Annotated in this window: 18 protein-coding genes and 1 tRNA gene; 9 read left to right on the top strand and 10 right to left on the bottom strand. The window is 69.5% G+C overall.

Translation table 11 applies throughout. From position 1 onward, the window contains the following. The first annotated feature begins 22 nt into the window (after positions 1–22). The 5 genes from LRX76_RS03180 to LRX76_RS03160 all read left to right on the top strand — a co-directional run bounded on the left by LRX76_RS03180 (position 23) and on the right by LRX76_RS03160 (position 1,831). Positions 23–98 (top strand) — tRNA-Lys (locus LRX76_RS03180). Between the two features lie 144 nt (positions 99–242). Then, the gene (locus tag LRX76_RS03175) at positions 243–425 is read left to right on the top strand and encodes a hypothetical protein (RefSeq protein ID WP_231802024.1); all 183 of its coding nucleotides are present in this window, start codon (positions 243–245) and stop codon (positions 423–425) included. 252 nt (positions 426–677) lie between these two features. Further along, positions 678–977 (top strand): zf-TFIIB domain-containing protein, encoded by a 300-nt coding sequence (locus LRX76_RS03170; protein ID WP_231802022.1) that lies wholly within the window; start codon positions 678–680, stop codon positions 975–977. Between the two features lie 228 nt (positions 978–1,205). Then, positions 1,206–1,499, top strand: coding sequence for a DUF4258 domain-containing protein (locus tag LRX76_RS03165; RefSeq protein ID WP_231802020.1), 294 nt, complete (start codon positions 1,206–1,208; stop codon positions 1,497–1,499). Next, the gene (locus LRX76_RS03160; RefSeq protein WP_231802018.1) at positions 1,499–1,831 is read left to right on the top strand and encodes a BrnA antitoxin family protein; all 333 of its coding nucleotides are present in this window, start codon (positions 1,499–1,501) and stop codon (positions 1,829–1,831) included. Before LRX76_RS03165 ends, LRX76_RS03160 begins: the two co-directional genes overlap by 1 nt. A gap of 156 nt (positions 1,832–1,987) precedes the next feature. Here LRX76_RS03160 and LRX76_RS03155 read toward each other — a convergent pair whose 3' ends face one another. The 3 genes from LRX76_RS03155 to LRX76_RS03145 form a co-directional block, all read right to left on the bottom strand. Then, positions 1,988–2,470, bottom strand: a complete 483-nt coding sequence (locus LRX76_RS03155) for a hypothetical protein (RefSeq protein ID WP_231802016.1) — start codon at positions 2,468–2,470, stop codon at positions 1,988–1,990. Positions 2,471–2,592: 122 nt separating this feature from the next. Beyond that, complete coding sequence (gene recQ / locus LRX76_RS03150; RefSeq protein WP_231802014.1) at positions 2,593–4,392, bottom strand: DNA helicase RecQ; 1,800 nt, start codon at positions 4,390–4,392, stop codon at positions 2,593–2,595. Between the two features lie 389 nt (positions 4,393–4,781). Next, on the bottom strand, positions 4,782–5,330 hold the full coding sequence (locus LRX76_RS03145; RefSeq protein ID WP_231802012.1) for a Dps family protein: 549 nt from the start codon (positions 5,328–5,330) through the stop codon (positions 4,782–4,784). A gap of 89 nt (positions 5,331–5,419) precedes the next feature. Between LRX76_RS03145 and hrpA the strand changes: the two genes are divergently transcribed. Beyond that, the gene (gene hrpA, locus LRX76_RS03140; RefSeq protein ID WP_231802010.1) at positions 5,420–9,664 is read left to right on the top strand and encodes an ATP-dependent RNA helicase HrpA; all 4,245 of its coding nucleotides are present in this window, start codon (positions 5,420–5,422) and stop codon (positions 9,662–9,664) included. 196 nt (positions 9,665–9,860) lie between these two features. On the opposite strand, the gene pqqE is transcribed toward hrpA, so the two are convergent. From pqqE to LRX76_RS03110, 6 genes are all read right to left on the bottom strand, one after another. Beyond that, positions 9,861–10,973 carry a pyrroloquinoline quinone biosynthesis protein PqqE gene (gene pqqE, locus LRX76_RS03135; RefSeq protein ID WP_231802008.1) on the bottom strand — a complete coding sequence of 371 codons (1,113 nt, stop codon included), beginning with the start codon at positions 10,971–10,973 and terminating at the stop codon, positions 9,861–9,863. Further along, positions 10,970–11,245, bottom strand: coding sequence for a pyrroloquinoline quinone biosynthesis peptide chaperone PqqD (gene pqqD / locus LRX76_RS03130; RefSeq protein WP_231802006.1), 276 nt, complete (start codon positions 11,243–11,245; stop codon positions 10,970–10,972). The genes pqqE and pqqD overlap by 4 nt, the downstream gene beginning before the upstream one ends. Beyond that, the gene (gene pqqC / locus LRX76_RS03125) at positions 11,242–11,991 is read right to left on the bottom strand and encodes a pyrroloquinoline-quinone synthase PqqC (protein ID WP_231802004.1); all 750 of its coding nucleotides are present in this window, start codon (positions 11,989–11,991) and stop codon (positions 11,242–11,244) included. The genes pqqD and pqqC overlap by 4 nt, the downstream gene beginning before the upstream one ends. After that, positions 11,988–12,887 carry a pyrroloquinoline quinone biosynthesis protein PqqB gene (gene pqqB, locus LRX76_RS03120; protein ID WP_231802002.1) on the bottom strand — a complete coding sequence of 300 codons (900 nt, stop codon included), beginning with the start codon at positions 12,885–12,887 and terminating at the stop codon, positions 11,988–11,990. Before pqqB ends, pqqC begins: the two co-directional genes overlap by 4 nt. A 54-nt stretch (positions 12,888–12,941) precedes the next feature. Next, positions 12,942–13,028, bottom strand: coding sequence for a pyrroloquinoline quinone precursor peptide PqqA (gene pqqA, locus LRX76_RS03115; RefSeq protein ID WP_231802615.1), 87 nt, complete (start codon positions 13,026–13,028; stop codon positions 12,942–12,944). Positions 13,029–13,108: 80 nt separating this feature from the next. Continuing rightward, positions 13,109–13,624, bottom strand: a complete 516-nt coding sequence (locus LRX76_RS03110) for a hypothetical protein (protein ID WP_231802000.1) — start codon at positions 13,622–13,624, stop codon at positions 13,109–13,111. A gap of 75 nt (positions 13,625–13,699) precedes the next feature. Between LRX76_RS03110 and LRX76_RS03105 the strand changes: the two genes are divergently transcribed. The 3 genes from LRX76_RS03105 (at position 13,700) to LRX76_RS03095 (ending at position 18,644) form a co-directional block, all read left to right on the top strand. After that, positions 13,700–15,859, top strand: coding sequence for a bifunctional (p)ppGpp synthetase/guanosine-3',5'-bis(diphosphate) 3'-pyrophosphohydrolase (locus LRX76_RS03105; protein WP_231801998.1), 2,160 nt, complete (start codon positions 13,700–13,702; stop codon positions 15,857–15,859). Positions 15,860–16,534: 675 nt separating this feature from the next. Continuing rightward, entirely contained in the window at positions 16,535–18,091 is a 1,557-nt protein-coding gene (locus LRX76_RS03100; protein ID WP_331716749.1) for a hypothetical protein, read from the top strand. Between the two features lie 301 nt (positions 18,092–18,392). Further along, positions 18,393–18,644 carry a hypothetical protein gene (locus tag LRX76_RS03095; RefSeq protein WP_231801996.1) on the top strand — a complete coding sequence of 84 codons (252 nt, stop codon included), beginning with the start codon at positions 18,393–18,395 and terminating at the stop codon, positions 18,642–18,644. A 145-nt stretch (positions 18,645–18,789) separates the two neighbouring features. On the opposite strand, the gene LRX76_RS03090 is transcribed toward LRX76_RS03095, so the two are convergent. Then, positions 18,790–20,889, bottom strand: a complete 2,100-nt coding sequence (locus tag LRX76_RS03090) for a glycosyltransferase (protein WP_231801994.1) — start codon at positions 20,887–20,889, stop codon at positions 18,790–18,792. Between the last annotated feature and the right edge of the window lie 117 nt (positions 20,890–21,006).

Here is a 21,006-nt window from a genome sequence, read left to right as displayed (position 1 = left end):
CGCAGCCGGGTCTTTAGCTTGTGGGCCGTTAGCTCAGTTGGTAGAGCAGAAGACTTTTAATCTTTTGGTCGATGGTTCGAGTCCATCACGGCCCACCAATAACCACCGGCGCGACCCGAATCGGGGCGGCCGTGGACGAAAGCCCCGCCGCCGCGCGGGGCTTGTGCCATCTGGGACGCGGTCAAGCTTCGCTCAGCCAGGCGGGCGCTATAGTCGATGTTCCTGCTACTGAGGAGCTTGGCATGAAGATTCGTACCGCGCTGATGGCAACCGTGATAGCCCTTTGCATGACTGCCTGCCTGCCGCCTCCGCGTGACGGCGGACGCGACGGTGGGCGTGACCATCGGGGGCAGCACGACCGCGACGACCGGGGGCCTGGCGGAAACCGCGACGACTACCGCGACAGGCGTCCCGACGGCCAGTAAGAGGTTCGGCCCTCGCAATAGCGGTCCAGCGGTTCAGCGACTGGCAGCCCATGCACGTGCTAGCCTGCTGGCTCGAAGGGGAGTAGCTCCCTTGTGCTGTCGCCGTCATTACGGGCCTGTCCCCGGTGCAGCAGCGGGCGGTTTGATCGCCCGCGAGCAAGACCTTCGCCGCTGCTGCGGCGAGGGTATGCCTGTTGTCTTCTGTGCGTATCCGGCCGTGGCTCTGATAATGGAACCACCAAGGAGTGCTGCATGCTGTGTCCCGCCTGTAAAGACGTGAACCTGTCCATGGCCGATCGCCAGGGCATCGAGATCGACTATTGCCCGAAGTGCCGCGGAGTCTGGCTGGACCGCGGCGAGCTCGACCGGATCATCGAGCGGACCGACCAGGGATCGGCTGCGGCGCCCAGGCCGGCAGCCGCCGCATCGCCGCCGCCGGTCCCGGAGCGTCTGTACGAGGACCATCGCCCGTACAAGCAGGGTGACCACTACCACGACGGTTACCGGAAGAAGCGCAAGAAGTCGCTCCTGGGTGAAATCTTCGATTTCTGAGCCCGCCATGGATCTCTGGCCTGTAGCTGCTGCAGGCCGGCGAATCGCCGCGATCTGGCCCCGCAGGGCGAATTTGGGTCCGCTTGTCTGCTGTTAATGCTAAGCCTCAAGCATTTCTGCCGGCCGCTCCTGGGTAGACACGAGAACAAGGGTTAAATCCGCGACTTTCCTCCTGTTGTATATACAGTTGTGGTGTATATACAATGCTGGCTCAGGACGGAAATACAGATGGAACTGAAGATCTCGCCCAGGATCCTGACAAAGCTCAGGGATCAGCACCGCGTCACACAACAGGAAGTGGCAGAGTGTTTCGCCAATAGATGGGGCAAGTTCTTCACTGACAGCCGCCATGACCATCAGACCAACCCGCCGACCTACTGGTTCGTCTCAGAGACAGATCAAGGGAGGATGCTGAAGGTCATCTTCGTCCGCCACCCGGAATTCTTCGCTATCAAGTCGGCCTACGATCCTGAGGACGGCTCCGACGCGCTCTACGAGCGCCTTATGAAAGAGGTGAAATGATGATTACCGCTGACGTCAAGGACACCAACGAGGCTGCATGGGACGAGGGAACTCTCGGACTGTCCGCCGAACATGCGGTGCCGGCGCCGGCCGAGTTGGAGCAGGAAGTGGATGAAGCTCTCGCCCTCCAACTGATCTCTATCCGGTTGCCGAGGAAGCTGATAGACGATCTAAAGCTGATCGCCCAAAAGGAAGGCATTGGCTACCAGCCCATGATCCGTCGCGTGCTGCTTCGCTTTGCCCACGCGGAGTTCCGCTCGATGGCGCGTGACAATCTGGTGTCCGAACTCAACAGTTGCGACGATGGCGACAGGGTCGCTGCTGTTGGTTGATCCGTATTGCCGCAAGGTTAACGTAAAGAAGCCCCGCTGTAGCGGGGCTTCTGCTGTTTGATTGCCTTGCGGGAGGTCTGGTTTGGGCTGCACCGGTCACCAGGCAAGAGGCTCACTTCATGCTTTCTGGATAGCTGCTTTCCGGATAGCCCGTACCTACCAGCCGAACGGCGGATGGCCGCCCCAGCCGGGACCAGGCCCGTAGAAGCCCGGGCCGTCGCTGCGGCCGACGCTGATGCTGATGCCGATCTGGTGCGGCTTGCCGTCGTCGTCGTAGTAGGTCTTGCACGAATTCAGGTTCGCGCCCTGCCAGTTGCTGTTGCCGCCGCGCTTGGAATAGCCGATGCCGGTGGTGACGCTGCCGTGGAGCTTGCCCTGGCACACGTCCTCGGCGGTGATCGACGGTTGCGCCGCTTCGGCCGAGGCGACCTTGCCGCTCTTGTCGCCGTAGAACGTGCCCGGCGGATCCTGGCTGTAGGTGGGGTCGGACCGGTACTGGATCGGCGCCTGCGGCACGCTCAGGTCCAGCGCGGCGGCGCTGGCTTCCGTGGCCGAGGGCTGCGCCGCCGCGTCCGTGGACTGCGCCGAGGCGGCGCCGGCGCCGAGCAACAAGGACAGCAGCAGAAGACGGGGATTCATCGGATGGCTCCTCGGAGACGTTGCATGCCGGTTCATGGGGCTCAAGCTAGCAATGCCTGATTGAATGCGCGCTGTCGTTTTCCCGGATTTTTCTGACGCGGCCGACATGGATTGCAACATAGTCAGCCCTGCTCGCGCACGATCTGCACCAGTTGCTCGCCGTAGCGGGCCAGTTTGCTGCCGCCGATGCCGCCGACCCGCGCCAGCTGGTCGATGCTGGCCGGCCGCTGCTCGGCGATGTTGCGCAGCGTGCTGTCGTGGAAGATGACGAAGGCCGGCACGTTCTGCTCGCGCGCCAGGCCTGCGCGCAGTTCGCGCAGCGCATTGAACAGCTCCAGGTCCTGCGGCTGCACCGACAGCCCGCTGCGCTGGCCGCCGCGCTCGCGCTCGCGGCTGCGCGGGCTTTCCTTGCGCATCATGACCTGGCGCTGGCCCTTGAGCACCTCGCGGCTGCCGTCGGTCAGGCGCAGTCCGCCGTAGGCCTCCGCATCGACCTGAAGCAGCCCGCTGGCGACCAGCTGGCGGAACACGCTGCGCCAGGTGCGGGCATCCAGGTCGGTGCCGATGCCGTAGGTGCTGAGCTTGTCGTGGCCGAACTGGCGGATCTTCTCGCTGTCGCTGCCGCGCAGGATGTCGATCAGGTGGCTGACGCCGAAGCGCTGGCCGCTGCGGTAGACGCAGCTCATGGCCTTCTGCGCAGCTACCGTGGCATCCCAGGACGCGGCCGGGGTGAGGCAGTTGTCGCAGTTGCCGCAGGGCCGGGGGTAGGTCTCGCCGAAGCCGGCCAGCAGCACCTGGCGGCGGCACTGCATCGACTCGCAGTAGCCGAGCAGGTGGTCGAGCTTGCCGCGCTCCAGGCGCTTGCGTTCCTCGCCGGCCTCGCCCTGCTCGATCATCTGCTTGAGCAGCACCACGTCGCCCAGGCCGTAGCACAGCCAGGCCTCGGCCGGCTCGCCATCGCGGCCGGCGCGTCCGGTCTCCTGGTAGTAGCCCTCCAGCGACTTGGGCAGGTCGACGTGGGCGACGAAGCGCACGTCCGGCTTGTCGATGCCCATGCCGAAGGCGATCGTGGCCACCATCACGATGCCGTCCTCGCGCAGGAAGCGGCGCTGGTTGTCGGCGCGCACCTGCGCCGGCAGGCCGGCGTGGTAGGGCAGGGCGTTGAAGCCCTGCGCGGCGAGCTGTTCGGCGGTCTCCTCGACCTTGCGCCGCGACATGGCGTAGACGATGCCGGCCTCGCCGCGGTGGCGCGACAGGAAATCCAGCAGCTGGCGGCGGCCGTTGTCCTTCTGCACCACGGTGTAGCGGATGTTGGGGCGGTCGAAGGAGCTGACGAAGTGGCGCGCCTGGGCCAGGCCGAGGCGTTCGGCGATCTCGCGCTGGGTGGGCGGGTCGGCGGTGGCGGTCAGGGCGATGCGCGGCACCTGCGGCCAGCGTTCCTGCAGCACCGTCAGCTGGCGGTACTCGGGACGGAAGTCGTGGCCCCATTGCGAGACGCAGTGGGCCTCGTCGATGGCGAACAGGGCGATGCGGCTGCGGTCCAGCAGCGACAGGAAGCGCGGTGTCAGCAGCCGCTCGGGGGCGACGTAGAGCAGTTCCAGCTCGCCCGCCAGCAGCTCGCGCTCGACCCGCATCGCGGTCTCGCCGTCGAGGCTGGAGTTGAGGAACTCGGCACGCACGCCGAGCTGGCGCAGCGCCTCGACCTGGTCCTGCATCAGCGCGATCAGCGGCGAGACGACGATGCCGGTGCCTTCGCGCAGCAGCGATGGCACCTGGTAGCACAGCGACTTGCCGCCGCCGGTGGGCATCAGCACCAGGGCGTCGTTGCCCGCGGCGACGTGCTCGACGATGTCCTGCTGCGGGCCGCGGAAGTCGTCGTAGCCGAAGACGCGCTTCAGCAGTTCATGAGCGGGGGAATGCATCGGCCTAGGATACCGCGCCGTCGACGCGTTCCCGTCCGTCATGGCAGTGGCGCGCCATAGGGGAACAGCGAATGCGGGGGTGGGACATCCTCGATGGCCGATCTAGAGTCGGATGGATTTGGCCGGCATGCGACGACTGAGAGTGCCTGGGTGGCCAGAGCCGGCCATTGGATCCTGAAAAAGGCTTCCACTTTGCGAGGCTGCAGAACTGGAAGGTCTGAACGGCGGCCCTGGATAGGGGCCGCCATGATGTTTCAGACGAAGAGCCCCCTTGGATCAAGGGGGCGCGCCGACAGGCGCGGGGTTGTGGCAGGCGAGTGAGCAGGGGCCCAAGGTTGCGCCGCAGGCGCAACCTTGGGTAGACCCCGCAGGGGCGAAGCCCGGAGGGTTTACTGCAACAGCGAGCGCAGCATCCAGGCGTACTTCTCGTGGGTCTGCAGGCGCTGGGTCATCAGGTCCTCGGTGGGGGCGTCGTCGGCATCGTCGGCGGTGTCGAGCACGCTGCGCGCGGTGCGGCATACCGCTTCGTTGCCGGCCACCAGTTGGCGTACCATCTCGCGCCAGTCCGCGCTGTCGCTCAGGCCGGGCTCCTCGGGAATCGAGGTCAGCGTGATGAATTCCTGGTACGAGCCCGGCGCATTGAAGCCCAGGGCGCGGATGCGCTCGGCGACGTCGTCCAGCGCGCCCCACTGCTCGGTGTACTGCTCCTCGAACATGGTGTGCAGCGAGTTGAACATCGAGCCGGTCACGTTCCAGTGGAAGTTGTGGGTCTTCAGATACAGGGTGAAGGCGTCGGCCAGGTAGTGCGACAGGCCCTCGGCGATCTTCTTGCGATCGGCGGTCTTGATCCCGATATCGATGTTGGGTGCGGACAGGGCGGCGGCCAGATCCTTGGCCGGGGTGGTGGTCTTCTTGCTGGTGGTCTTGCGCTTGGCCATCGCGGGTTCCTCTCGTAGTGAAGATCAGGCGTCCACAATAGACGCGATATACGGTGTATTGAAGTTCAATTTTTACGGTCTAATGATTGATGTCGTCTATTGAAGTGGATCAAGACGCGAAACTGCGTGAACAACGGCAGGCGATCGACGGCGCGATGAGCCGCGATCGCGGCCGCCTGATCGGCCTATGGTCGCGCTGGCGGGCCCAGCCGGGCAATGCCCAATCGAGCGCAGCCTTCGCCGGGGCGCTGCAGGCGTCCGTGCGGCAGCGCCAGGCGCGGTTGCAGAGCCAGCCGGCGATCACGCTGGACGAGTCGCTGCCGATCGCGCGCGAGGCCGAGCGCATCGCCGCGCTGATCCGCGACCACCAGGTGGTGGTGATCGCCGGCGAGACCGGCTCGGGCAAGACCACGCAGCTGCCCAAGCTGTGCCTGGCGGCCGGCCGCGGCACCGCCGGGATGATCGGCTGCACCCAGCCGCGCCGCATCGCCGCGCGCGCGGTGGCCGCGCGGGTGGCCGAGGAGCTGCATTCGCCGCTGGGCAGCGTGGTCGGCTACCAGGTGCGCTTCACCGACAAGGTCGGCGAGGACAGCCGCATCAAGTTCATGACCGACGGCATCCTGCTGGCCGAGATCGCCAGCGACCGCTGGCTGTCGCGCTACGACACGATCATCGTCGACGAGGCGCACGAGCGCAGCCTGAACATCGACTTCCTGCTGGGCTACCTCAAGCAGCTGCTGCGCAAGCGCTCCGACCTGAAGCTGATCGTGACCTCGGCCACCATCGACACCGAGCGCTTCGCCCGCCATTTCGACGGCGCGCCGGTGATCGACGTGGAAGGCCGCACCTGGCCGGTGGAGGTGCGCTACCGGCCGCTGGAAGAGCCGGGATCGGAGATTCGGGATTCGGGATTCGAAACGGCGGGGCGCGGCGAGCGTTCGGCTGCTCGCGCTTCTGCCAATCCCCAATCCCGAATCCCCAATCCCGGCCTCACTGTCAACGACGCCATCGTCGCCGCGGTGGACGAGATCACCCGCGAGGACGCACGCGGCGACGTGCTGGTGTTCCTGCCGGGCGAGCGCGAGATCCGCGATGCCCACCTCGCGCTGGAGCGACGCAAGTACCGCGCCACCGAGGTGCTGCCGCTGTACGCGCGGATGTCGGCCAAGGACCAGGACCGGGTGTTCAACCCGGGGCCGCAGCGGCGCATCGTGCTGGCGACCAATGTCGCCGAGACCTCGCTGACGGTGCCGCGCATCCGCTACGTGGTCGATCCCGGCTACGCCCGGGTCAAGCGCTACAGTCCGCGGCAGAAGCTGGACCGGCTGCATATCGAGCCGATCAGCCAGGCCAGCGCCAACCAGCGCAAGGGCCGTTGCGGGCGCATCGCCGAGGGCGTGTGCTACCGGCTGTACGCGGAGGCCGATTTCCAGGCGCGCCCGGAGTTCACCGACCCCGAGATCCGGCGCTCGTCGCTGGCCGGGGTGATCCTGCGCATGCTGCAGCTCGGGTTGGGCCGGATCGAGGATTTCCCCTTCATCGAGCCGCCGGACGAGCGCGCGGTGGCCGACGGCTGGCAGCAACTGGTGGAGCTGGGCGCGGTCGGCGAGCCGGACCGCCACGGCCTGCGCAAGCTCACCGAGACCGGCCGGCGCATGGCGCGGCTGCCGGTGGACGTGAAGCTGGCGCGGATGCTGGTGGCGGCGCAGCAGCACGGCTGCCTGCGGCCGATGCTGGTGATCGCCTCGTTCCTGGGCATCCAGGACCCGCGCGAACGGCCGCCGGAGGCGCGCGAGGCGGCCGACAACGCCCATGCCAGGTTCGCCGACGCGCGCTCGGAGTTCGTCGGCATCCTGCGCCTGTGGGACGGCTACCGCCAGGCGCACGAGGACCTGACCCAATCGAAGCTGCGCGACTGGTGCGGGCGGAATTTCCTCGGCTTCCTGCGCATGCGCGAGTGGCGCGAGCTGCACCGCCAGCTGCGGCTGCTGTGCGAGGAACTGGGCTGGAGCGAGGAGGCGCAGGCGGCGTCGCTGGAGCCGCTGCTGGCCGCTGCACCGGCACAGCCGGCCGCTGGCGAGGCCAAGGCGCGGCTGACCCGCGGCCAGTTGCACCGCGCCGCGCGGCTGGCGCGGGAGGGAAAGACGGGTTCGCTTGCTCCGGGAAATGGCGACAAGCCGGTCGGTGGCTCGATTGCCACTGGCAATGGTCGAGCCGCCGTCCGCGAAGGCGAAGCCGATTCCGAGCAATCCCCGCGCATCGGCGAGCGCGTGCGTGCCGCCGCCTACCAGGCGCTGCATCGAGCGCTGATCGCCGGCCTGCCGACGCAACTCGGCCACCGCACCGACAAGGGCGATTTCCAGGCCCCGCGGCAGCGCCGCTTCCTGCCGTTTCCCGGCTCGGCACTGGCGAAGAAACCGCCGCCGTGGGTGCTCGCCGCCACGCTGCTGGACACGCAGAAGGTCTGGGGCCTGACCCTGGCCGCGATCGAGCCGGACTGGGCCATCGCCGAGCTGCCGCACCTGCTGGCGCGCAAGCACTTCGACCCGCATTGGTCGCGCGCGCAGGGGCAGGTGGTCGCGTCCGAGCAGATCAGCCTGTTCGGCCTGGTGCTGGCGCCGAAGAAGCCGGTGCGCTACGGCGCCATCGACCCGGCCGGTGCGCACGACATCTTCGTGCGGCAGGCGCTGGTCACCGGCGAGATCGACACCCGCGCCGGTTTCCTCGCCGACAACCTCAAGGTGCTGGAGCAGGCGCGCGAGGAGGAGGCCAAGCTGCGCCGCGCCGGCATCGTCGCCGACGAGGACTGGCAGGCGCGCTGGTACCTGGACCGGATCCCGCCGCAGATCCATTCGTCAGCCGGGCTGGACGCATGGTGGAAGACGCTGGCCGAGGACAAGCGCCGCGTGCTGCGCTGGTCGTTGGCCGACCTGCTGCCCGGCGAGGGCAGCGGGGCCGACCGCTATCCCAAGTACCTGCCGCTGGGCGATGCGCGGCTGGCGCTGCACTACCGTTTCGAGCCGGGTGCGGACGACGACGGGGTGACGCTGGAGGTGCCGCTGCACCTGCTCGGCGCGCTGGACCCGGCGCGGCTGTCGTGGCTGGCGCCGGGCTTCGTCGCCGAGAAGGCGTCCGAGCTGATCCGCACGCTGCCCAAGGCGCAGCGGCGCAACTACGTGCCGGCGCCGGACTTCGGCCGCGCGTTCTTCGAGGCGTTCGCGCAGCCCGGGGCCGACGACATCCGCGGCGAGCTGGCGCGGTTCCTGTCGCGCGCCACCGGCGCGCAGGTGGCGGCCACCGACTTCGACGAGGCCGCGCTCGAGCCGCACCTGCGCATGAACCTGCGCCTGCGCGACGGGCAGGGCAAGGTGCTGGCCGAATCGCGCGACCTCGATGCGCTGCGCGAGCGCTTCGGCGAGCGCGCCGGGCAGGCATTCGCGGTGCGCGCCGGGCGCGAACTGGCGGCCGAGGGGCTGCGCGACTTCCCCGCCGCGGCCATCCCCGCGCAGGTACCGGGCGAGGCCGGCGTGCCGGCGTATCCGGCGCTGGTGGATACCGCGTCCGAAAGCGGGGGCGATACCGCCGCGTTGCGCATCTTCGCCGACCGCACCGAGGCGGCCGAGGCGCATCCGCGCGGTGTGCGCCGGCTGCTGGAGATCGCACTGGCCGACCGCATCAAGCAGGCGCGCAAGCAGTTGCCGGTGTCGCCCAAGACCGGGCTGCTGTACGCGGCGATCGAATCGCAGGAACGCCTGCGCGGCGACCTGGTCGACGCCGCGCTCAACGCGGTGCTGGCCGAGGGTCTGGACGGCATCCGCGAGCGCGCCGCGTTCGAGCAGCGCCGCGAGGCCGCCGGCAAGGCGCTGTTCGGCGAGGCGATGGCGCGGCTGCAGCTGGCCGAGAAGATCATGGCCGGCGTGGCAGAGGTGAAGCCGGCGCTGGACGCCCCGCTGATGGGCTGGGCGCGCGGCAACCTCGACGACATGCTGGCGCAGCTGGCGGCGCTGGTGCATCCGGGCTTCCTGCGCGAGACCCCGGCCGAGGCGCTGTCGCAGTTCCCGCGCTATCTCAAGGCGATGATCCTGCGCGCCGAGCGTGCCAAGCGCGACCCGCCGCGCGACCAGGCGCGGATGCTGGAGCTGCGGCCGTTCATCGAAGCGCTGGAGGAGGCCGCCGCCCAGGGGCTGCAGCAGCGCCCGCAGTGGCAGGCGCTGCGCTGGGACCTGGAGGAACTGCGGGTGTCGCTGTTCGCGCAGGAACTGGGCTTCAAGTCCGGCATCTCGGCCAAGAAGCTGGCGCAGCGGGTGGCGGCGCTGCGGGCGCAGGCAAGCTAGAGCGTGGGCGGCAGAAGCCGTCCGGGTTGCGAGCCCGCCGATGCGGTCCGCCTTCGTGCCGCTTCTCGGCCCGTAGCGCGGCTACAGGCCGGCGAATCGCCGCAAGACCTGCCTCGCACAGCGAACTTCGACCCAGCTTCGCCGTGGTGAAGCGCTTCGCCTCGAACGTTTCTGCCGCCCACGCTCCTTGGCCCCGTCAGGCGCTCGCGGCCCGGCCGGGACGGCGGTAGAGGAACGCCGGTGCGGGCGCGGCGGCCTCGGCCTCGGCCAGCGCCTGGATGCGCGCATGCGCCGGCGAGCGGCTGCAGACCGGGTCGGTGGCGCCCGCATCGCCGGCCAGCGCCAGCGCCTGGCAGCGGCAGCCGCCCCAGTCCACCTCCTTCAGCGCGCAGCTGCGGCACGGTTCGGGCATCCAAGCGGTGCCGCGGTAGCGCGCGAATGCCTCGCTGTGCAGCCAGATGTCCTCGAGCCGGCGTTCGCGCACGTTGTCGAAGCGCATGCCGGGAATGGTGTCGGCGGCATGGCAGGGCATGGCCTCGCCGCGCGGGCCGATGTTGATGAAGCGCTGGCCCCAGCCGCCCATGCACGCCTTGGGGCGGTCGCCGTAGTAGTCGGGAATGACGTAGTCGATCGCCAGCACGCCCCGCAGGCGCTCGCGCGCGGCCTCGACCTCGGCGGTGGCCGTGTGGACCTGCGCGCGGCTGGGCATCAGCGCGGCACGGTTGCGCAGCCCCCAGCCGTAGTACTGGGTGTGTGCCACTTCCAGGCGCCGCGCCTGCATCTCCAGGGCCAGTTCGATCATCGCCGGGATGCGTTCGATGTTGTGGCGATGAACCACGGCGTTGAGCGTCAGCGGCAGTTGCCGCTGGCGCATCCAGCCGGCGAATCGCAGCTTCTTCTCGTGGCTGCGGCGGTAGCCGGAGAACAGGTCGGCGCTCTCGGCGCGCGCGTCCTGCATGCTGAGCTGGACGTGGTCCAGCCCGGCGTCGATGAGCCGGTCCAGTCCGGCCTCGTCGAGGGCCACGCCGGAGGTGATCAGGTTGCTGTACAGGCCTTGCGCGCGGGCGTGGGCGACCAGTTCGGGCAGGTCCCTGCGCAGGGTCGGCTCGCCGCCGGAGAAATGCACCTGCAGTACGCCCAGCGCCGCGGCCTGGGCGATCACGTCCTTCCAGGTCGCGGCATCCAGTTCCTCGGCGATGCCCGCCAGCTGCAACGGGTTGGAGCAGTACGGGCAGGCCAGCGGACAGCGATGGGTGAGTTCGAGCAGGATCGAAAGCGGCGCGTCCGGCGGCGGCGCCGGGGCGTTCATGGCGCCAGCAGCCGCTTGTCGAGCAACTGTTGCAGCAGCTCGGCCACGTCCGGGCGGATCTGTGCGGCGGGAGCGTCGAACTCGCCGGCCAGTTCGTCGACGATGCGTTCCAGTGTGCGGCTGCCGTCGCAGCGCGAGAGCACCGCGTAGGCCACCTCGTCCAGCTCGATCACCCGCTCCGGGGCCAGCAGGACCCATTGCCCGCGGTGGCGATCGCGGTGCAGGCGCACGCCGGGCAGCAGCGCCGGGCGGGTGAAGCCGGGCGTGCTCACGCCGCGGCCCGCGCGTCGTCGGGGACGAAGGCGTCGGGCCAGCGGACCGAGGGATCGGCGACGTAGGCCAGGTGCAGCGCGTCGAGCTGCGACCACAGCACGCCGCACTTGAAGTGCAGCGCGGCCAGCACCTGCTGCTGCTTCTCCACGCTGTCGGCGTGCCGCTTGACGTAATCCAGGGCGAAGTCCGAATCGCGCGGCGCCTCGCTCAGGCGGTGGTCGAAGTAGGCCAGCGCATCGCGCGAGACGAAGTCGTAGTGGCGCAGCATGCCGGAGACGCGGTTGGAGATGATCTGCGGCGAGAACAGCTCGGTCAGCGACGAGGCGATGGCCTCCAGCAGGCTGCGCTCGCTCACGAAGTGCAGGTAGGCATTCACCGCGAAGCGCGTGGCCGGCAGCTGGCCGCGCCCGGACAGGACCAGTTCGCGGTCCAGGCCCAGCGCATCGGTCAGGTGCAGCCAGCGGGCGATGCCGCCTTCGCCCTCGCCGTTGCCGTCGTGGTCGACGATGCGCTGGCGCCAGATCCGGCGCAGCGCCGGATCGTGCATGCGCGCCATGATCGCCGCATCCTTGAGCGGGATGCTGCGCTGGTACTCGAAGCGGTTCAGCGCCCAGGCCTGGATCTGGCCGCGGGTCAGGCGGCCGTCGCGCATCAGCCGGTGGTAGGGATGCTGGTCGTGGTACAGGCGCGTGCCGATGGCGCGCAGCTCGGCCTCGAGCTGGGCGGGGGAAAGCAGGTCGGTCAAAGCTGAATCTCCATGCCGTCGTACGCCACTTCCCAGCCGTGGCCGCGCACCTGGGCGCACTCGGGCGAACTGGCGTCGAGGATCGGATTGGTGGTGTTGATGTGGATGAAGACCTTGCGGGCGACATCCAGGCCGGCGAAGGCGGCGAGGGTGCCGTCGGGATCGGCGATGCTCATGTGGCCCATGCGCTTGCCGGTCTTGCTGCCGACCCCGGCGGCGAGCATCTCGTCGTCGCGCCACAGGGTGCCGTCGAAGAACACCAGCCCGGCACCGCGCAGGCGCGCGCGCAGGGCGTCGGTCATCGCCGCGCAGCCGGGCAGGTAGTGGAAGCGATGGCGGCCGTCGTCGATGCACAGCCCCAGCGTCTCCTCGGCCGAGCCAGCCAGGTCGCCGCCGCTGCGGCCTTCCATGAACAGCGGTACCTTGCCGGGCACGCTGTAGGGCGTGACGCGCAGGCCGAACAGTTCCAGCGGCTGCTCCAGGCCGATGGCGCGGCGCTGCACGAAGGCCGGGTCGAGCGCGTCGAACACCGGGTTCTGCGCCAGCACGTCGAGCACCCGCGCACTGGCGTACAGATCGAAGCGCTGGCGCTCGCGCATCGACAGCAGGCCGGCGATGTGGTCGATCTCGCCGCTGGTCAGCAGCACCGCACCGATCGGGCTGTGCCGCAGGCCCTCGCCGGGCCACAGCGCCGGGGTGGCGAGCACCTGCTGGCGGAAGTCGGGCGAGGCGTTGACCAGCAGCCAGTGGCGGTCGTCGCCGCTGACGGCGATGCTGGCCTGGGTGCGGCGTGCGGCGCCGGGCAGCTGTTGCCAGGCGCGCTGGCTGGCGGGGGTATGGCAGTTCCACTGCGGGTGGCCGCCGCCGGCGGCGGCGCCCAGGACGATGATGCGCATCTGGATAGTGTTCGATCGGGACGCCGCCGGCATGCGGCGGCGGCCCGCGTGGACTCAGCGTCCGAAGCCGCCGGAGGCGTAGGAATTGATCTCCGCGCCCAGGCAGATCTCGCGGATCACCGGCTTGGTCCAGCTCTTCATGTCGGGGTGTCTCCCGTTGGTTGGGGGCGGGTAGCTTACTCCGCGGCCCGCAGCACGGGAATTGCGCGGTGGCGCGCCGTTCACTTCACCCGCCGCACCTTGGCCTTGGTGTTGTATTTGCCGACCTGCAGGTACCACACGCCCATCAGTCCGGGAGCGATCTTCACCTCCGGATCGGACAGGCGCACGCCGGACAGGCTGGCCGCTTCGGTCTGTTCCCATTCCTGGCCATTGGCCAGCACGTAGCGCTTGCCCTTGGCGAAGCCGTCGAAGCCGCCGACCAGGGTGCTCTCGATCGGTTCCTTGGTGCCGAAGTCGAAGAAGCCGCGGTTCTTGACGATCACCTCCTGGCGGCCTTCCTCCTTCGCCCGCTCCACCGCATCGGCGGTCTCGCTGGCCACCTTGCCGTGCAGCCAGTCGTTGAGCGCGGCCAGTTCCTGCGCGCTGAGCTTGTCCAGGCCGGCGGCCTTGAACTCGGCCGGCGTCATCTGCTGCTGCAGGTCGCCGGATACCGCGCGCTGTGCGATGCCCGGCGCGGCGAAACAGGTCGAAAGGACGATGGCGGCGGCGAGCCGGAGCATGCGCGGCGATGACATGGCGATTGTTTCCCGGGACGAAGGAGGGCTAGTGTATTCGCATCCCTTGTCCGAACGCGCTTTGCTGGAACCGCCTTGACCGCCGTCCCGCCCGACAGCCTGGAAGCCCTGCTTCGACGTCCCGCGCTGGCGACGCTGGCACCGCCGCTGCGCGAGGCGCTGGCGCAGGCCTGGGCCCAGCCCGATACCCGCCGCGACATCGCACTGCCGTGGCCGGTGCTGGCCGACACGCTGGATTCGCTGGCGCTGCTGGCGGCCGACGAGACCGCGCTGACCGCCGCGCTGTTGTTCGACCTGCCGGGCCTGCGCGAGCTGCGCGGGCGACTGCCGCTGGGATCGGACAAGCGCGTCAAGGCGCTGGAAGGGCTGCTCGAGGGCCAGGACGCGGCCGAGCAGGTGTGGGCGCTGCACGCCGGGCGCGAGGCCGGGCGCAACAGCGAGGGCCTGCGGCGGCTGCTGCTGTCGATCATCCACGACCTGCGGGTGGTGCCGATCCTGCTGTCGCGGCAGCTGGCCAAGATGCGCGCGGCGACCGCGCTGCCCGGGGACGAGCGCCGCGCCCTGGCCCAGCTCACCCGCGACATCCATGCGCCGCTGGCCAACCGCCTGGGCATCTGGCAGCTGAAGTGGGAGCTGGAGGACCTGGCGTTCCGCTACCTGGAACCGGACACCTACCGCCACATCGCCCGCGAACTGGACGAGTCGCGGGTGGCGCGCGAGCGCTACATCGAGTCGGTCAAGCACGACCTGTCGCGGGCGCTGGCCGAGCACGGCCTGCGCGCCGAGGTCAGCGGCCGTCCGAAGCACATCTACAGCATCTGGCGGAAGATGCAGAAGAAGCGGCTGTCCTTCGACCAGCTCTACGACGTGCGCGCGGTGCGGGTGATGGTGGACGACGTCGCCGCCTGCTACGCGGCGCTGGGCGTGGTGCATGCGCTGTGGGCGCCGGTGCCGAGCGAGTTCGACGACTACATCGCCCGGCCCAAGGCCAACGACTACCGCTCGCTGCACACCGCCGTGGTCGGCCCGGAGGGGCGCACGGTGGAGATCCAGATCCGCACCCACGAGATGCACGCCCAGGCCGAGCTCGGCGTCGCCGCGCACTGGCGCTACAAGGAGGGGGGCAAGGGCGCGGAGAAGGCGTTCGACCGCAAGATCACCTGGATGCGCCAGCTGCTGGAGCAATCGCAGGACGGCGAGCAGGGCGAACTGGCCGGCGCGCTCGATGCCGAGCTGGTCGAGGACCGGGTCTATGCGCTCACTCCCAAGGGCGAGGTCATCGACCTGCCGCGCGGCGCCACCCCGCTGGATTTCGCCTACCACGTGCACACCATGGTCGGGCACCGCTGCCGCGGCGCCAAGGTCGATGGCCGCATCGTGCCCCTGAGCTACCAGCTGCGCAGCGGCGACCGCGTGGAGATCCTCACCGGCAAGGAGGCCGAACCGCGTCGCGACTGGCTGCTGCCGGCCAACGGCTACCTTGCCAGCGGACGTTCGCGCGACAAGGTGCGGGCGTGGTTCCACAAGCTCGACCGCGCGCGCAACGTCCAGGCCGGCAAGGAGCTGCTGGAGCGCGAACTCAAGCGCCTGGGGCTGGCGCAGGCCGACCTGGCGCCGATGGCGCGCCGCTTCCATGCCGACAGCATCGACGACCTCTACATCCAGGTGGCGCTGGGCGACACCGGCCCCAGCCAGGTCAGCCGCGCGCTGCTGGAGGCCGAGCGCGCCGCGGCCGCGCCGCCGGTACCCGCCACGCCGCGGCCCACCGCGCGCCGCGACGACATCGGCAAGTCCAAGTTCACCGTGCAGGGCGTGGGCAACCTGCTGGTGCAGCTGGCGCGCTGCTGCCACCCGGTGGCGGGCGAGCCGATCGTCGGCTATCTCACCCGCAGCCGCGGCGTCACCGTGCATCGCTGCGACTGCGCCGCCTTCATGCGGCTGGCGGCGGTCAACCCGCAGCGCGTGCTGCCGGTGGAGTGGGGGCAGGCCGAAGGCGGCTACGAGGTGGACGTGGTGGTGCGCGGCATCGACCGGCGCTGGCTGCTAAAGGACATCACCAACCTGATCGCGCAGGAGGACGCGCACGTGCTGGAGATCAACAGCGACAACGTGCGCGACAGCGGTCGCGCGCAGTTCCGGCTGCGGCTGAAGGTCAGCGACTACGGCCAGCTGTCCAACCTGCTGGGCAAGCTCGATGCGTTGCCGGGCGTGGACCACGCGCGTCGGCTGGGGTGAAGACGGGGGAAGACCGCCAGCGGCGGCCCCATAAGGCCAACGGACGCCCGGGCGATGGCGATTCCCGCAGGCATCTGGCCTGTCCGTGACGCGCGCTGTCTGCTTCCGTGATCCGATCGGCGGAAAGACGGCCGGCTACGCTGCTAGCCTGGAACGGCAAGGCGTGGCGACATTCGTGCCGCCGGTGTCTGCCAGGATGCCTCGCGACGTTTCGTGGACGATGGCGGCTCCATGCAGCATGGATGAGGAAACGGCGATGAAACGGATGTTGAAGGCAGGTGTTTCCATGGCGATTTTTTCCCTGATGCTTTTCGCGGGTGCTGCCGCGGCGGTACCGACCGCCCCATGCACGAGCGAAAATACTGGCCAGACGGTCCAGGAGGGCAACCGGCTTTACCAGTGTCTCGGGGGAACCTGGGAGGTTGTCGGGGTCTGCGGGAGTCGTGGTTGCGTGTGGTACTAGCCGTCCCGGTTCGAGGGGCGCTTCCGGCCCCTCGAACCATCAGGCTGCAAAGCTCCAGGTCAAGCTTCGTCGAGGACCACCGCCGCCGGTTCGCAGTACCGGGCCGGCGCCGCCGCCGGGATCGCCCGGTTGCGGCATTCTTGCTTTCCCGCTCTCTGAACGAGGTTGCGCCGTGACGCCGGTTTTCTCGCCGGCGACGCTAAGCTTGGCCGGTGCAACCGCCGGATCGCCCCGATAGCTCCCCTTCGCAACGCGCGCATGGCCGCGACGGCGCGCATGTCCGCGAGGTGCCGGCGTGGCGCGACCGCGTGGTCTGGCGCTGGATGTTGCTCGTGCTGCTGGCGCTCGCCGGGCTGGCCGCGGTGTTCCGGCAGCCGCTGGCGGACTGGCTGTGGCCGGATACGCGTATCCAGCAACTGCTCGACCGCGGCCAGGCGGCGCTGAAGGCCGGCAGGCTCAGCGCGGACGATGGTACCGGTGCGCGCCAGCTGTACGAGGCGGCGCTCGCGCTGGACGGCGACCGCAGCCAGGCACGCCAGGGGCTGGCATCGACCGGGCAGGCCGCACTGGCGCGCGCGCGCGCGGAACTGGCTGCAGGCGAGTACGCGCGTGCGAGCGAGTCGCTGCAACTCGCGCGCGAGCTGCAGGTGCCGCAGGCGCAGGTGACCGAGATCGCCGTCCAGCTGCGCCAGCGCCGGTCCCGCCATGCCGGCGTCGACGACCTGCTGCGGCAGGCCGCGCAGGCGCATGCCGAGGGCCGGCTGGACGGCACGCCGGACAGCGCGCTGCCGCTGTACCGGGAGGTGCTGAGCTACGAGCCCGGGCGCACCGCGGCGCTCGAAGGGCGCGAGGACGCCCTGTCCGACCTGCTGCAGCAGGCCGGCACGGCGCTGTCGCGCGGCCGCCTGGCCGAGGCGGCCGACATCATCGGCCGTGCTCGCGGCTACGATGCCGGCCACTACGACCTGCCCGCGCAGGAGGCCGCGCTCAACGCGGCGATCGAGCAGCGGCGCAGGCGCGCCGATGGCGACCTGCGCCGCCAGCGGCTGGCGCGGGCGGGCGAGGGCTATCGCGAGATCCTCGCGGCCGTTCCCACCGACGTGCAGGCCAGACAGGGCCTGGAGCGCACCGCCGCCGCCTATGCCGGCATGGCCGTGCGCAGCTCGGCCGACTTCCGCTTCGCCGAGGCCGAGCGCGCACTGGAAGCGGCTGCCGCCCTGGCGGCCGATTCGCCGGTGCTGGCCGAGGCCCGGCAGAGCGTGGACAAGAGCCGGCGCGCGCAGCAGTCGATGGAATCGAAGCTGTCGCCAGCGGTACGCGAGCGCAGGCTGCGGCAACGGCTGGCCGAACTGGACGCGGCGGGCGCCCGCGGCGACTGGCTGACGCCTCCCGGAGCCAGTGCCTACGACGCGCTGCGTGCGGCCCAGGCGCTGGCGCCGGCCGATGCGCGCGTGCGCCGCGCCGCGGCCCGCATCGTCCCGGAGACCGAGCGCTGCTTCGAACGCGAACTGAGCGGCAATCGCGTCCGCGCCGCGGGCGCCTGCCTGGACGCCTGGCATTCGCTGGCGCCGCAATCGTCGGGACTCGCGGCGGCCCGCCGCCGGCTGGCGCAGCGCTGGATCGCCGTGGGCAGCGAGCGCCTGCGCGCCGAGGACGTGGCCTTTGCCCGCCAGGCGCTGGAGGAAGCGGGCCGGCTGGATCCGTCGATGTCCGAGCTGGCCGAGTTCCGCCAGCGGGTTGCAGCGGCGACGCTGCGTGCGCAACCGTGAGGGTTGGCCCCAACGAATGCATGGGACAGTGGTCGGCAATGATCGACCGATCGTCCCAGCCCATCCGGGCGGGGTGAGGCGGCACGGATTGGTGGGGCAGCGTCCGGATAACTCCCGTGATGGCTCCGGTTGAAGGGACCGGATGGCGATACGAGGCCATTTTCCGGCCCCGGGAGATGGTTTCGATTGTGACGGGCCGCATGAATCCCGAGGCGGGGACGGTGCTACTTTTGCCGGGCAAGGCGGTGCGGCAGTACGCCGCCGCTTGCTGCAACGGCCTTGCCGCCAAATCGGCGAGACAGTGGAAACGCAATGGACGGCGGTTTACTTCTGGATGGGGTATTCCATGAAAAGAATGGCAAAAGCAGGCTCTGCATTGTTCCTTCTTTCGCTGCTGGCCGTGGCTGGAGCGGCGTGGGCGTTCCCGAGCATTCCCTGCACTGCGGAGAACGAGGGGCAGGAAGTGCGGGATGGAAACGCGATCTATCAGTGCTTCGACGGGATATGGTTGCGCGTTGCCGTGTGCACCGACCGTGGCTGTATCTACATCTGAGCTTGAATTCCGGGGCGGACTCCGCCCCGGAACCTCGCCAGATTCTCCGTCCGCGCAGGACCATGTGGATTGCCCGGCCGGCTATGCCCGAGGACGCGCTTCCCCTCTCCGCCGGCGTTGCTTCGTTACCGTCGGCACGCGGAAGTCATTCAAGGAATACGCGCCTCACGGTGTCCTTGGCGGCATCCATCGAGAAATGCTCGGCGACGTTGCGCAAGCCGTTGTCGGCCAGCCGCTGCCATAGCGCCTGATCCAGGTAGAGGCGGGCCACTGCATCGGCGAAGGCCTGCGCCTCGTCGGCCACCAGCACGTCCTCGCCATCGTGCAGGTACATGCCTTCCACCGCACACGAGGTGGCCACCACCGGCTGGCCGTGAGCCATGCTCAGGTTGATCTTTCCCTTGACGCCGGCGCCGAAGCGCAGCGGCGCCACCGCAACGCGCACTCCATCCATCCACGGCTGCAGTTCGGGTACATGACCGTGCAGTTCCACTGCCGGCTGCGCTGCGGCGAGGGCGTGGACGTCCTCCGCCACGCCGGCGCCAATGCAATGGAAGCGGACCTGCGGCAGTTGCGGCAGCAGCCGCGGCAGGACCTCGGCGATGAACCATTTCACTGCATCGACGTTGGGCGGATGGCCGAACCCGCCGACAAACACCAGGTCGCGCCGCTGCGACCACGGCAGGCCGGGACCGGCGACTTCGTGCAGGTTGGAGAGCAGCGCGGTACGGACCTGCGGCGCGTCCTGCCGCAACTGGTGCTGCTCGGCCTCGCTGACCAGCAGGGTGACGTCCATCGCCTGCATCACCGCCAGTTCGCGCGAACGTGTGCGTTCGGCGCCACGTAGCAGGGCGGCATCGCCGGCCACCTCGGCGCCGCGGCGCTCGCGCAGGTAGTGCAGGTCAACGGTATCGAAAACCAGCCTTGCCTGCGGCGCATAGCGTCGCAGCAGCGGCAGGCATTCGCCGGCGACGTGGTGGCGCACTGCCACGACAACGGCGAATCGCTTGCCATGCTCGGCCAGCCAGCTGCCGATGCCTCCCAGGTACGGGGCATACCAGACCTCGACGCCCAGCCGCTGCAACGCTTCGGTGTGCCGGCCGCCATGCTCGCGGCCGGTGGGGACGAACACCACGTGTGCGCCTTCGGCCAACAGCAGGCGGATCAGGTTGAACTGGCGCAGCGAGGCCGAGTCGCGATCCACCTGCGGCACCGCTTCGTCCAGGATCAGGATCTGCCGCTGGCGGCGATGCGGCAATCCCGGGCCCACGACCTCGTCGAGGGTCGGCTGCCGTGCCAGCGCCTGCGACCACTTGTCGGCGAAAACGCTGGAATTGCGCACCTGGTAGGCCTTCAGTCCGCTGCCGGTATCGGTGCCGTGGCTGGTACCCTCGTCGTGGACGACGCGGCTGGCCGGCTGCACCAGCACCCGGTGGCCGGCATCGCGCACGGCGAAGGAAAGGTCGGTGTCTTCGTAGTAGGCCGGTGCATAGCGGCGATCGAACCCGCCCAGTTGCGCGAACAATGCGCGCGGGATCGCCAGCGCCGCGCCGGAGCAGTAGTCGGCTTCGCGCAGATAGGCGTAGCGCGGATCCTCGGGCGACTCGAAGCGGCCGTAGCTCCAGGCGCTGCCGTCGGCGAACACCAGCGCGCCCGATTCCTGCAGATGCCCGTCGGGATAGAGCAGTTGCGCGCCCACCAGCCCGGCATCGGGATGCGTATCGAAGGTCGCCAGCAGCGCATCCAGCCAGCCCGGCTGAGGCACCGTGTCGTTGTTGAGGAAAACCAGGTAGCGGCCGCGCGCCAGCGCCGCACCGTCGTTGCAGGCGGCGATGAAGCCGCCGTTCTGCTGCCGGCGGTGATAGTGCAGGCCTTCGATCTGCTTCATCCAGGCGGCGGTCTGGTCGGTGCTGCCGTCGTCGATCACCAGTACCTCGCATGCCGTCGCCGGGGGATGTGTCGACAGCGCGCGCAGGCACGCCAGCGTATGCCTGCACTGGTCGTAGACCGGGATCACGATCGAGGCCACGGGCGTGAGGCTGGCCGGCACCGCGAACGCGGCGAACTCCGCTTCGTCCGGGAACCACAGCGGCTGCCCGCGCATGGCCGGCAGCCTGCCGGTCCGCACCCGCACCCTTTGCCAGGTGGCGCGCCAGCCGCGTGCGCGCAGGCTCGACAGGCCGCGGCGGATCAGGCCCGACACGCGTTGCAGCAGGTAGCGCGCATCGGCCAGGGACATCGACATCGGGTTGCAACTCCTTACATGGAATCCTTCGCAGAAGCCCGCACATCCGTGCGCGGGGATTCGAATTGCGCCAATCCTGTCGCGCCAGCCAGCCAGCCAGCCAGTCAGCCAGTCAGC

Source organism: Stenotrophomonas sp. MMGLT7 (genome assembly GCF_021168555.1).
Taxonomy (GTDB): Bacteria; Pseudomonadota; Gammaproteobacteria; order Xanthomonadales; family Xanthomonadaceae; genus MMGLT7.
The sequence above is the reverse complement of the archived record's forward strand: the minus strand, read 5'-3'. Positions and strand labels throughout refer to the sequence as shown.